Genomic DNA, 10,986 nt, shown 5'->3' on the forward strand with positions numbered 1-10,986 from the left:
CAGCAGCAGTTTTGGCAGCTGGCTTCGCGGCTGGTTTTGCTGCAGCGGTTTTAGCAACTGGCTTCGCGGCTGGTTTTGCTGCAGCGGTTTTGGCAGCTGGCTTCGCGGCTGGTTTTGCAGCAGCAGTTTTGGCAGCTGGCTTCGCGGCTGGTTTTGCAGCAGCAGTTTTGGCAGCTGGCTTCGCGGCTGGTTTTGCTGCAGCGGTTTTAGCAACTGGCTTCGCGGCTGGTTTTGCTGCAGCGGTTTTGGCAACTGGCTTCGCGGCTGGTTTTGCAGCAGCGGTTTTGGCAGTTGGCTTGGCGGCTGGTTTTGCAGCAGCAGTTTTGGCAACTGGCTTGGCGGCCGCTTTAGCCGGTGCACGAGCACCCAGCACTTTCGCTACGGCTTCCTTCACTCGACCAACGCCCTGGGCCAATTTCAGGCTTTCTTGAGCATCTTTTTTGAGTTGGGAAATGTAGGTGCGGGTTTCAGCTTGACGATCCTTGAGAGCATCCAGCAGGTCTTCGAGTTCTTTTACCGCGTCTTTGGCTTTGGCTTGTGCCTTGGCCTTGCCGGCAGTAGCAGCGTCTTGCAGTTTGGTGCGGGATTTATGCAGCTTTTCTTGCGCTTTACCGCGTTGTTTTTCCAGCTTGGCGAGCAGTTTTTCTGCATCGGCCAACGCTTGGGAACATGCGCTTTCCAGATGTTCGAGCAAGCTGCCCGAAAGTTGTTGGAGTAAATGCAACGGGGTATTTACAGGCTTCTGTTTGGCCGACATGGTTTACCTCCTGGCTGACGTGGGTGCGGCTCATACTAGCCCTCTGCTCTTACCGCCGCTAGGGCATGTTGACAGTATCGTTTGCGTTGCGTTGCAACGTGCGAAAATTCTTATCGATATAACGAAAACAAGCGGCACTTTTTACGCACCGGCACTGGCATAATCCGTCGCACTTTCGGCAGGAGAATGCCCATGTCGCGTTACCTTTTTCTTGTGCTGGGCCTGGCGATTTCTGCGGCCAATGCGAGCGAGCAATCACCGTCAAAAACCACGCCCCAAGACCAGCACGACCTCGCCTACAGCCTGGGCGCCAGCCTCGGTGAGCGTCTGCGCCAGGAAGTCCCGGGCCTGCAGATCCAGGCCTTGATCGACGGCCTCAAACAAGCCTATCAAGGCAAGCCGCTGGTGTTGGATAACGCGCGCATCGAACAGATTCTTGCCCAGCATGAGGCACAGGCCGAAGCCGACGTCCAAACCCCAAAAAGTGAACAGGCGCTCGCCGCCGAGCAGCAGTTTTTAACCAAGGAAAAAGCCGCGAAAGGGGTACGCGAGTTGGCCGATGGAATCCTGCTCACGGAACTGACACCCGGCAGTGGTAACAAGCCTGGCGCGAATGATCAGGTTCAAGTGAACTACGTTGGGCGATTGCCCGATGGCACGGTCTTCGATCAGAGCACACAACCCCAGTGGTTTCGCCTGGACAGTGTGATCAGTGGTTGGAGCAGCGCGTTGCAGCAGATGCCGGTCGGGGCCAAATGGCGCCTGGTGATCCCATCGACCCAAGCCTATGGTGCCGACGGTGCCGGTGAGTTGATCCCGCCCTATACGCCTCTGATATTCGAGATCGAATTGCTCGACACCCGTCACTGACCCAATAAAAAAACGGCGCGCCATGCGCACCGTTTTTTATCTCGCCAGCAATGATCAAGCCTGAGTGGCAGCTTCTTCCTTATGAGCGTTGTGGAGCACTTCGATCAGGCAATCTTCCAGTTCGAAACGCTCATGGAGCAGGCCACCCAACTCCTTGAATTTCTCAGCAACGCACTGGCCGGCATCACACAGGTCGGTGAACGCCAGCAGTTTCTCGGTAATGACATCGATGCGCGGATAAATAGTCTCGGCCAAGTCAAGACCACGCTTATCATCGAAGGCTTCCGCCTCTTTGGTCAGTTGCTCGTAGACACCGAAATGGCCAGCAGACACATAGTCCACCAACACTTCACAGAACTCCTGCAACGGCTTGCGATTCTCAGCCAGCGCCTCGGGCTTGGCGCCAAGAGCATCAAAGGCCCGAACCAGTTCGTGACGTGCCTTCAACCAGCTGTCGATCAGCTTGTGCACCCCACCCCAGCGTTCCTGAGCATTCTGACAACTTTCCAGCATGATGATCTCTCTTCCCTATAGGGGCGCTGCCGCCTGATGCCCACGCAACACTTCAAGGATAAAACAGCAGCGGGACAAGGCCGCGTCTGACAAACGGTTTCAATAACGCGTGCGGGCCAGATTATGCCCCCACGACTATGGCTTCAAGGTACGCAGGAGAGAAAGTTCATACAAGTGTTTAATCCCTTCCTACAAACTGCGGCCTCCGCTCAGCGCCTTGCTGAGCGCAACGGACGACTCAAAAACAGTCGGGAAAACTGCATGACACCGAGGATCAACATGCCCAGGAAGAACAGCAGGCTCCACTCGGGAAGGCTCAGGTCAAACAGCGTCCAGCTTATTTCCATGCAATCGACAGTGCCTTTGACCGTCAATTGCAACGCCTGCCACAGCGACAGGTTTTCGATCATGTGACTGAGACTGGGCCAACAATCGGCGGCTTGATCCGGTGCGGCATTTTGCAGCAGCACCTGCCGTACGGCGGTGATGGCACCCAACAACGCACATGCCATGCTCGTAAACCCATACAGGTAAAAAGTGGAGCGCCTGGGGTTGTGGAGGGCGGCGACCAGATTGATCAGCGTGAAGGCAGCCAGAAAGGCCCGCTGCATCTGACACAGGAAACAAGGGCGTAACGAGGCACCGAACTCAAGATAGAAGGACGCACCCAACGTCAGCGCACCCGCCATGAACGCAAGGAAAAACAAGGAGCGTGAAGGGGCCAAAGACATGCTTTATCCGCATCGCGAGAGGTAGGTCGTTACGTTAGAGGAAAGGCCTGACCCCTTTCAATACGCGCCAGAGCAGACGATTCCGTGAGAACGTAGGGACATCCCGTCAGAGGATGGAAGACTTGAAGCGCATTAGCGTAGGAGTATGCTTCAAAGCCTCTCAGGGCTGGCATATGCGCAGCATTGAAGGGCTGGCTGTCAGACGGATCTGAGCCAGCCCTCGACTTCTTTCCTACATCAAACTCGGGCAGGAACTGGCAGCGGAGACGCCAACAAGCGGTTATCCAATAAGCCCAGGCCTTCCTGGAACAGTTGGTTGCTGCGCTCAGTGTCGCCCAACTGGGCCAACAGCCGCGCCAATTCGGCACAGGCCTCGGGATTACGCTGTACCTGCAGGCTGCTTTCCAGGTAATCCCGCGCCTTGCCCCACAGGCTGTTTTGCAGACACAGACGACCCAACGTCAACAACAGGCTGGCATCGCCCGGATGGTCCTTGAGCCAGCCTTCGGCAAATTTCAATTGCCGGGCCGGGTCACTGCCGCGCAGCAGGCCGTAGAGACGAATCAGGTGGCTGTCGTAGCCGCGCTTGATAGCACCGCGCAACGCCTCCTCCGCCTTGGTATCGGCGCCCAATTGACGCAGTTGTTCGGCATAGGCCAAGACCAGTTGCGGCTCCTGGCGCTGGGCGGAAGTGAGTTGTTGCCAAGCCCGCTCAAGAGATTGCAAGCCGGCTTCGCCCTGCTCTTCGCGCTGGGCCGCCAGGCTCAGGTTCTCCCCCCAGGCACGACGCTCCAGTTCGGCCAATTCGCCGGCAGGCAACACCTTGTCCTTGCGCAGCTCCGGCAACAGACGGATCACCGACGACCAGTCGCCACGCTGCTGGTGCAGGCGCTGCAATTGGCGCAGCACTTGGCCGTTGTGGGGATGACGCTCGTGCATGGCCTGCAAGGTGGTGAGCGCGCCGTCAGTGTCGCCACGGTCCAACTGCAACTGCGCATGGCTCAAGGCAACCGCCAGCTCGGCTTGGGGCTGACGCTCCAGAGCGCGCTCAAGCAAACCGTCCGACTCTTCATAACGGCCCTGCTCATTCGCCGCCCGGGCCGCGCCCAGGTAGTACAGCAATGGCTGGCGCTCGGCTTCGGCGGCACGGTGCAGGTGACGTTCCGCACTGGCCCAACGTCCTTCGGCGAGGTCCATCTGGCCCTGTTCGATGGCAATCTGCACGCGGCGACTGCGGTTACGTCGCGACCACGGGTTAACCACGCCACCCGAGGTGGTGACCAGGCTCAGCAATACGCGGATCAAGTAGATGGCCAGGCCGAAGACAAACACCGCCACCACGGTAGCCCACAGGCTCGACTCGTAGTGCAGCACATGAGGGTAGGTAATCAGCACGTAGCCGGTGTGTTTCGAAATGCCCACAGCCAGTGCCAGGGCGATTGCAATCGCCAGCACCAGGATCACATAGAAACGCTTCATCGGCTCTACTCCTGCTTCGCCGACGTGGCCGCCGGCGTGGACGCTGCCTTGGCTTCGTCAGCAGACAAATGACGACGCTCGAGGTACGCCTGCACTGCGGCCAGGCTCGCCGCCAAATCGGGTGTCACTACCGAGACAGCTTTGGGCTCAAGCTCGGCGATACGCGCCAGCATCGCCTTGCTCTGCGGGTTGTCCTGGTTGAAGTTGTCCTGCAATACGCTGCGTGCTTCACCCAGCGAACGGCTGTACACCGCCGACTCACCATTGAGCGCCGCCCATTGCGCTTGTTCCAGGGCCAGGCTCAGGGCCAGGCGCACTTGGTTCAAGCCCTGGCCGGCAAGCAGCGGCCGGATGTTGTCATCAGGGTTGAAGTCGATGCGGAAGTAGCGGGAGATCTGCTCCCACCACTGGCTCCATCGGTTGTCGGTATCGGTGCTCGGGCGCCCCTGGGATGCGGGCTCGGTCAGTTGATACTCGGGGGCAATGGCCGCCAGTTGCACGACCTGATCACGCAAGGCCGCCAATTGCAGATACAGCCCGGTGCGGTCCGGCTGCTCAGTACTGCGCAACGCGGCAAGGCTCTTGGCCAACTGTTCGCGGGCAGCGTAGGAGCCTGGATCGCTTTGCTCGCGAAGAATCTCGTCGGCACCCTGGACCAGCGCCTGGGCGCTGTTGATGTCCTGCAAGGCAGACAAGCGCAAACTCGCCAGGCGAATCAAGTGTTCGGCCTCAGCCAAGCGCCAATCCTTGCGGCTGGCACCCAGCACGGTTTCCAGGCGCTGGCTCAAGCGCTGCTGGTCACCCTGCAACTGGGCCACCAGGCGACGGCGCTCCTCGAGCTCATCCGCACCCGGCAGCTGCGCCAGGCGTGCAGCCAGTTGCTGCTGGCTTTGCTTGAGGGTCTGGGATTGGTCGTCCAGGGTCTGCACTTGGCCCAGCTGTTGCTGGCTGCTGGCTTGCAGGGCACGGACCTGCCAGATCCCCCAACCGCCGGCGGCAACACCCGCAGCGCCAAGCAGCAGGGCGACAACTGCCAGGCCATTGCCGCGGCGCGGCGCGGTGACCGGTGACTCAACCGGCGCATCAAGTGCGGGTTGGGTTTCATCTTTAGGCAAGGCTGTTTCGCTCACGTATCCGTCCTTTGCGTATCAGAGAGTGGGAACGGCATGACTCCGTAACGCCACTAACAAAGCCGCGGCGCTCGCGCCGCGACAATCCACAACTTTTTCTGCGCCAGCGGCCCGCGCCATCTCGGCGACTCGGGGGCTGGGCACGAACAACGGCAGCTGTGCCACCTGTGGCCAATCGGGTCCGGCCAAGGCTTGCAGGTGCAAAAAACCCTGCCCACTGCTGACCACCAGGCCGTTCAAGCGTTCCAACTGGATGCGCCGGGTCAGTACACCCGTGTCGTAAGTCGGCAGGAAACGGCGATACAACTCCAGGTAGTCGACACTAGCACCTTGCTCGCGCAAACGCTCAGCCAGCAGCTCCCGCCCCCCCTCGCCGCGCAGGATCAAAACCCGCGCACCGGGCCGTGCGATAGCCTCGCGCAACGCAGGCAATTGAAGCAAGGCCTCGCTGTCGTCGCCGGTTTGGGGATAGTGAACGCAGAGGCCGTGATCAGCCAGGACCTGCGCGGTGGCCGCACCGACGCTGAACCACGACAGTTGCGGCCAGGCTTGATCCAACTGTTGCACGGCAAGCCGCGCGGCCGGTTTGCTCACCACGATCACCGCACAATAGCGGCCAAGATCGCCGAAGATGGCCTGTTGTTCGGGGGTAACGGGTAACGGCTCGATGTCCAGCAAAGGCAGGCTGCTGCTGAAGATACCGGCTTCGGACAACGCCGCCGCCAGGGCCGCCGATTCCTCGGCAGGCCGTGTCAGCAGCACTCGCCAGTCGGTCACTGCGGGCCGGCCTCGCCGTAGACCTTTTGCAGAATGGCGCCAGCCCCCTTGTCCAACAGCTCTTCAGCCACCTGGACACCCAGGGCGACGGCATCACGTTGCGGACCACGGACTTCGGCAGTCAGCAGAGTGCCCCCTTCCGGATCCCCAACCAGGCCACGCAGCCACAGGTTTTCACCTTCGAGCACGGCGTAACAGGCGATCGGCACCTGACAGCCACCGTTGAGGTGCTTGTTCAGGGCGCGTTCGGCCGTGACGCGCACTTCAGTATCGTGGTGATCCAGAGGTTTGAGCAGAGCGTGGATTTCACTGTCGGCGGTGCGGCATTCAATGCCCACGGCGCCTTGCCCACCAGCAGGCAGACTGTCTTCGACGCTGATGGCCGAGGTGATGCGGTCTTCGAAGCCCAAACGGATCAGGCCGGCGGCAGCGAGGATGATCGCGTCATACTCACCGGCATCGAGCTTGGCCAGGCGGGTGTTGACGTTGCCACGCAGGAAGCGAATCTGCAGGTCCGGACGACGGGTCAACAATTGTGCCTGGCGACGCAGGCTGGAGGTGCCGACAATGCTGCCCAGAGGCAAGTCATCCAAGGACGCGAAGGTGTTGGAAACGAAGGCATCACGCGGGTCTTCACGTTCACAGATGCAAAACAGGCCCAGGCCTTCGGGGAAGTCCATGGGCACGTCTTTCATTGAATGCACAGCGATGTCGGCTTCGTTTTCCAGCAGCGCTGTTTCCAGTTCCTTGACGAACAGGCCCTTGCCGCCGATCTTCGACAGCGGCGAGTCCAGCAGCTTGTCGCCGCGACTGACCATGGGCACCAGGGTCACCTTGAGGCCGGGATGGGCCTGCTCAAGGCGTGCTTTGACGTATTCGGCCTGCCACAAGGCCAGGGCGCTTTTACGGGTGGCGATGCGGATTTCGCGAGAGGACATGGATCAATCCGTACTGAATAGATACGGCAGATAATAACAGCTCAGGCAAATACGCTTTGATTTGAATCAGCAAGTGCGGGGCCTCCCTGGCCACGTCGCACCGGGATAATGAATACAGTCTCGCCAAAACCCCCGGGCTAAAGCTGCTGCATCATCTTGCGCACGCCGGCGACATGGCGTCGGCTGACAATTAACGCATCCCCGTTAAGCCCTTTGAGGAACAACTGAAAGTGCCCGAGGGGCGTGCGCTGCAGGCGCTCGATCCGCTCGCGGGCCACTAGCGCGTTACGGTGAATACGCACGAAGCGGTCACCGAACTCATCCTCAAGGGCCTTGAGCGGCTCATCTAGCAACACTTCACCGGCCTCATGTCGCAAGGTCACGTACTTGTGATCGGCAATGAAGTAGACCACCTGGTTCAAAGGGATCAGCTCGATGCCTTTGCGTGTGCGGGCACTGATATGGCTGCGCGGCCCGTTACCACTTTGGGCGGCCGGCTGGGTCAGGGCAGCAAGCTGGGTGCGGTTGGGGCGTTCAGCTTTCTTCAGGGCCCTGAGCAAGGCTTCGGCAGTCACCGGCTTGACCACGAAGCTGACACCACTGGCCTCCAGTGTCTGCGCGGCAAACTCTTCCTGCGCCGCAAATAACACCACGGCGGGTGGCGATTCGCGCTCACTCAGTCGGGCGGCAACTTGCAGGCCATCAAGGCCCGGCATGCGGATATCGAGCAACACCACGTCCGGCTTGAGGCTGTCGATCAACGTCAACGCCTCCTCTCCGCTGGTGGCACTCGGTTCAAGGACTGTATAACCCTCGAGATCACTGACCAAACGGCTCAGTCGCTCGCGGGCTTGGGGTTCGTCATCAACGATCAGGACATTCATATAGCGCTGGATTCCTGCGTGAGTCTCGCACAAGGATAGCGTAGACAGGTGCGGTGACTTGCGTCACAGCGATCCACGCTAAGACTAGCGCGAGCGGCAAAAAGTGCCCTGACAGCGGCACCCATATTTACCCGGACCTGTTCAATAGCGCCCAAGACCTGCTGCCTTCGGGCATCGTCGTAGGGTTTGCTGATGCACAATCCGAATACCCCCCTTTTAAATGGATAGTCAGGCTCTGACCGCATTACCCGACTTTGGTGCATTCACACACTATCAGTCCAACTGTAGACGCTCGCCGAGACGATATTGCTCAATCGTCAAATATCGTATCAATAAGCAGCTGCCTCCAGTCTCGTCCTGGACGCGGTCGGCGGCAAGGCACTTAGCCATCCTTTGCACAAATAAAAATGCCGACGACCCGCAGCACCGCCTCCAAGGGCAACCCTGTTATTATCGCCGCCACACTTTCATGCCTCTTAATAAGCAGACCACGAGCGAATCCATGAGCACCGACAAGACCAACCAGTCCTGGGGCGGCCGCTTCAGTGAACCCGTCGACGCCTTCGTCGCCCGCTTCACCGCCTCCGTCACCTTTGACCAGCGCCTGTACCGCCACGACATCATGGGCTCCATCGCCCATGCGACGATGCTGGCCAAGGTCGGCGTGCTGACCGACGCCGAGCGCGACAGCATCATCGATGGCCTGACCACCATCCGCGGTGAGATCGAAGCCGGTACGTTCGACTGGCGTGTCGACCTGGAAGACGTGCACATGAACATCGAGGCCCGCCTCACCGACCGTATCGGTGTGACCGGCAAGAAACTGCACACCGGTCGTAGCCGTAACGACCAGGTGGCCACCGACATCCGCCTGTGGCTGCGCGACGAAATCGACCTGATCCTGGCCGAAATCACCCGCTTGCAGAAAGGTTTGCTGGAGCAGGCTGAGCGTGAGGCGGACACCATCATGCCCGGCTTCACCCACCTGCAAACCGCACAACCGGTGACCTTCGGTCACCACCTGCTGGCCTGGTTCGAAATGCTCAGCCGCGACTACGAGCGCCTGGTGGATTGCCGCAAGCGCGCCAATCGCATGCCGCTCGGCAGCGCCGCCCTGGCCGGCACCACGTACCCGATCGACCGTGAGTACACCGCGCAACTGCTGGGCTTCGACGCCGTCGGCGGCAACTCTCTGGACGGCGTATCGGACCGCGATTTCGCCATCGAATTCTGCGCCGCCGCCAGCATTGCGATGATGCATCTGTCGCGTTTCTCCGAAGAGCTGGTGCTGTGGACCAGTGCGCAATTCCAGTTCATCGACCTGCCAGACCGCTTCTGCACCGGCAGCTCGATCATGCCGCAAAAGAAAAACCCCGACGTGCCCGAGCTGGTGCGTGGCAAGAGCGGCCGTGTATTCGGCGCACTGATGGGCCTGCTGACCCTGATGAAAGGCCAGCCTTTGGCCTACAACAAGGACAACCAGGAAGACAAGGAACCGCTGTTCGACGCCGCCGACACCCTGCGCGATTCGCTGCGCGCGTTTGCCGACATGATCCCGGCGATCAAGCCCAAGCATGCGATCATGCGTGAAGCGGCCCTGCGCGGTTTCTCCACGGCGACTGACCTGGCGGACTACCTGGTACGCCGTGGCCTGCCGTTCCGCGACTGCCACGAGATCGTTGGCCATGCGGTGAAGTACGGCGTGGACACCGGCAAGGACCTGGCGGAAATGAGCCTGGAAGAACTGCGCCAGTTCAGTGACCAGATCGAACAGGACGTGTTTGCCGTGTTGACCCTGGAAGGCTCGGTGAATGCCCGTAACCACGTGGGCGGTACCGCGCCGGCGCAGGTGAAGGCAGCCGTCTTGCGCGGCCAGGCCCTGCTCGCCAGTCGCTAAAAAAAATGTGTGAGGGGGGCAAGCCCCCTCACACACTTGATCACTTTTTGGCCGCATTCATCGCCATGAACGCCGGCATCGCTGCTTCCCTGTCCGCCGCCACCTTCTGCGCATTGGGCATGGCAGGCAGCCTCTCCAGAAACAGCTTCTCGCCCACCGCACAGGCGAGGTTCACGCTGTACATGAAGCCGCTGCAAGCGTTATAGCCCGCCTGGCCAGCAGCATCACCTGCCTGAATGGGGGTAGACTGGCGCCCTTTCCTTGAGGAGCCTGCCATGAGCGAGCCGACCGATATCGACAGCGACGAAGAAGAGTTCACCGAAAACACCTTGATCGAAGCGATCGAAAACCAGATCGAAAGCGACAACCCACCTGCCGCCAAGGCCACTTTCAACAAACTGACTCTGGTGGGTTATGAGCGTGAGGAGATCCTGAATCTCATGGCTCATGTGTTGGCTTTCGAGATCGACGCGATGCTGGATGATGACCGCGCATTCAATACCGAATGGTATGAAACAGCGCTGCGGGCACTGCCTGAGCTGCCTCCCGAAAAGGAATAATCCCGGCACACCGCAACACGCTGGACAGTTCGGCAAAGTGCGTTCACCTTATGGTCTGCTAGCCTCTAATAAATTTTAGAAAGTCTGGAGTCCTTATGTCGTATACCCCTGAGTTGGTTGCCGAACTGGAAATCCTTGCACTCTTCAACCTGGGTAGCTCCCAGGAAGGTCTGAAAGTCCACCAGACCGCCGCTCCCACTGCCATCGCTGCTGCCCGGCGCCTGTATGACAAAGACTTGATCGACCAGCCAGATGGCGGTTATCTGACCAGCCTTGGCCGGGATGCTGCCGAGCACGCACAAAGCCTGCTGACTATTCTGACGACCGCCGCGACCAAAGAAGCCGCCTGATACTTGATACCGCCCATGGAGTCCGCCCCGTGCGGATTCCGAGGGCGTTGCTGTGGGAACGAGAAAATTCTGACGTCAAAAACCATTTCCCTCTAAACCT

The 10,986-nt window shown here is 59.9% G+C and carries 13 protein-coding genes and 1 pseudogene; 4 read left to right on the plus strand and 10 right to left on the minus strand.

The genetic code is table 11. The annotated features are described in order from the left end of the window. A partial coding sequence (locus M2397_RS18810) for an AlgP family protein (protein WP_259244237.1) occupies window positions 1-757 on the minus strand: 757 nt, incomplete at its 3' end. A gap of 192 nt (window positions 758-949) precedes the next feature. On the opposite strand from M2397_RS18810, the gene M2397_RS18815 reads away from it, so the two are divergent. Next, window positions 950-1,627: an FKBP-type peptidyl-prolyl cis-trans isomerase gene (locus M2397_RS18815; protein WP_145337433.1), complete on the plus strand. Its 678-nt coding sequence runs from the start codon at window positions 950-952 to the stop codon at window positions 1,625-1,627. Window positions 1,628-1,681: 54 nt separating this feature from the next. On the opposite strand, the gene rsd is transcribed toward M2397_RS18815, so the two are convergent. The 8 genes and pseudogenes from rsd to M2397_RS30565 form a co-directional block, all read right to left on the minus strand. Further along, window positions 1,682-2,140, minus strand: coding sequence for a sigma D regulator (rsd, locus tag M2397_RS18820; RefSeq protein ID WP_131697611.1), 459 nt, complete (start codon window positions 2,138-2,140; stop codon window positions 1,682-1,684). A gap of 209 nt (window positions 2,141-2,349) precedes the next feature. Beyond that, window positions 2,350-2,871 carry a disulfide bond formation protein B gene (locus M2397_RS18825; RefSeq protein WP_131697612.1) on the minus strand — a complete coding sequence of 174 codons (522 nt, stop codon included), beginning with the start codon at window positions 2,869-2,871 and terminating at the stop codon, window positions 2,350-2,352. A gap of 237 nt (window positions 2,872-3,108) precedes the next feature. Continuing rightward, a complete protein-coding gene (locus M2397_RS18830) occupies window positions 3,109-4,350 on the minus strand; it encodes a heme biosynthesis protein HemY (protein WP_131697613.1) in 1,242 nt (413 codons plus the stop codon). Between the two features lie 5 nt (window positions 4,351-4,355). Then, window positions 4,356-5,480: a uroporphyrinogen-III C-methyltransferase gene (locus M2397_RS18835; protein WP_259244238.1), complete on the minus strand. Its 1,125-nt coding sequence runs from the start codon at window positions 5,478-5,480 to the stop codon at window positions 4,356-4,358. An 18-nt stretch (window positions 5,481-5,498) separates the two neighbouring features. After that, entirely contained in the window at window positions 5,499-6,257 is a 759-nt protein-coding gene (locus M2397_RS18840) for a uroporphyrinogen-III synthase (RefSeq protein WP_145337430.1), read from the minus strand. Further along, window positions 6,254-7,195: a hydroxymethylbilane synthase gene (gene hemC, locus M2397_RS18845; protein ID WP_131697614.1), complete on the minus strand. Its 942-nt coding sequence runs from the start codon at window positions 7,193-7,195 to the stop codon at window positions 6,254-6,256. The genes M2397_RS18840 and hemC overlap by 4 nt, the downstream gene beginning before the upstream one ends. A 137-nt stretch (window positions 7,196-7,332) precedes the next feature. Continuing rightward, a complete protein-coding gene (locus M2397_RS18850; RefSeq protein ID WP_131697615.1) occupies window positions 7,333-8,079 on the minus strand; it encodes a LytTR family DNA-binding domain-containing protein in 747 nt (248 codons plus the stop codon). Continuing rightward, window positions 8,076-8,192 (minus strand): annotated as a pseudogene (locus tag M2397_RS30565) (sensor histidine kinase); the annotation flags it as partial. The pseudogene M2397_RS30565 and the gene M2397_RS18850, both read right to left, overlap by 4 nt. A gap of 389 nt (window positions 8,193-8,581) precedes the next feature. On the opposite strand from M2397_RS30565, the gene argH reads away from it, so the two are divergent. After that, window positions 8,582-9,976: an argininosuccinate lyase gene (argH, locus tag M2397_RS18855; protein ID WP_131697616.1), complete on the plus strand. Its 1,395-nt coding sequence runs from the start codon at window positions 8,582-8,584 to the stop codon at window positions 9,974-9,976. Between the two features lie 40 nt (window positions 9,977-10,016). Here argH and M2397_RS18860 read toward each other — a convergent pair whose 3' ends face one another. Further along, a complete protein-coding gene (locus M2397_RS18860; protein ID WP_405046452.1) occupies window positions 10,017-10,160 on the minus strand; it encodes a hypothetical protein in 144 nt (47 codons plus the stop codon). Window positions 10,161-10,251: 91 nt separating this feature from the next. Between M2397_RS18860 and M2397_RS18865 the strand changes: the two genes are divergently transcribed. Further along, window positions 10,252-10,536, plus strand: coding sequence for a hypothetical protein (locus M2397_RS18865; protein WP_065926681.1), 285 nt, complete (start codon window positions 10,252-10,254; stop codon window positions 10,534-10,536). A 95-nt stretch (window positions 10,537-10,631) separates the two neighbouring features. Next, window positions 10,632-10,886: a TIGR02647 family protein gene (locus M2397_RS18870; protein ID WP_145337429.1), complete on the plus strand. Its 255-nt coding sequence runs from the start codon at window positions 10,632-10,634 to the stop codon at window positions 10,884-10,886. Window positions 10,887-10,986 lie beyond the last annotated feature (100 nt).

It is taken from the genome of Pseudomonas sp. BIGb0381 (genome assembly GCF_024809815.1).
Taxonomy (GTDB): domain Bacteria; phylum Pseudomonadota; class Gammaproteobacteria; order Pseudomonadales; family Pseudomonadaceae; genus Aquipseudomonas.

Coding starts and splice junctions, on each gene's coding strand:
- M2397_RS18815 (WP_145337433.1), top strand. CDS start 950: ATGTCGCGTTACCTTTTTCTTGTGCTGGGCCTGGCGATTTCTGCGGCC.
- rsd (WP_131697611.1), bottom strand. CDS start 2,140: ATGCTGGAAAGTTGTCAGAATGCTCAGGAACGCTGGGGTGGGGTGCAC.
- M2397_RS18825 (WP_131697612.1), bottom strand. CDS start 2,871: ATGTCTTTGGCCCCTTCACGCTCCTTGTTTTTCCTTGCGTTCATGGCG.
- M2397_RS18830 (WP_131697613.1), bottom strand. CDS start 4,350: ATGAAGCGTTTCTATGTGATCCTGGTGCTGGCGATTGCAATCGCCCTG.
- hemC (WP_131697614.1), bottom strand. CDS start 7,195: ATGTCCTCTCGCGAAATCCGCATCGCCACCCGTAAAAGCGCCCTGGCC.
- M2397_RS18850 (WP_131697615.1), bottom strand. CDS start 8,079: ATGAATGTCCTGATCGTTGATGACGAACCCCAAGCCCGCGAGCGACTG.
- argH (WP_131697616.1), top strand. CDS start 8,582: ATGAGCACCGACAAGACCAACCAGTCCTGGGGCGGCCGCTTCAGTGAA.
- M2397_RS18860 (WP_405046452.1), bottom strand. CDS start 10,160: ATGTACAGCGTGAACCTCGCCTGTGCGGTGGGCGAGAAGCTGTTTCTG.
- M2397_RS18865 (WP_065926681.1), top strand. CDS start 10,252: ATGAGCGAGCCGACCGATATCGACAGCGACGAAGAAGAGTTCACCGAA.
- M2397_RS18870 (WP_145337429.1), top strand. CDS start 10,632: ATGTCGTATACCCCTGAGTTGGTTGCCGAACTGGAAATCCTTGCACTC.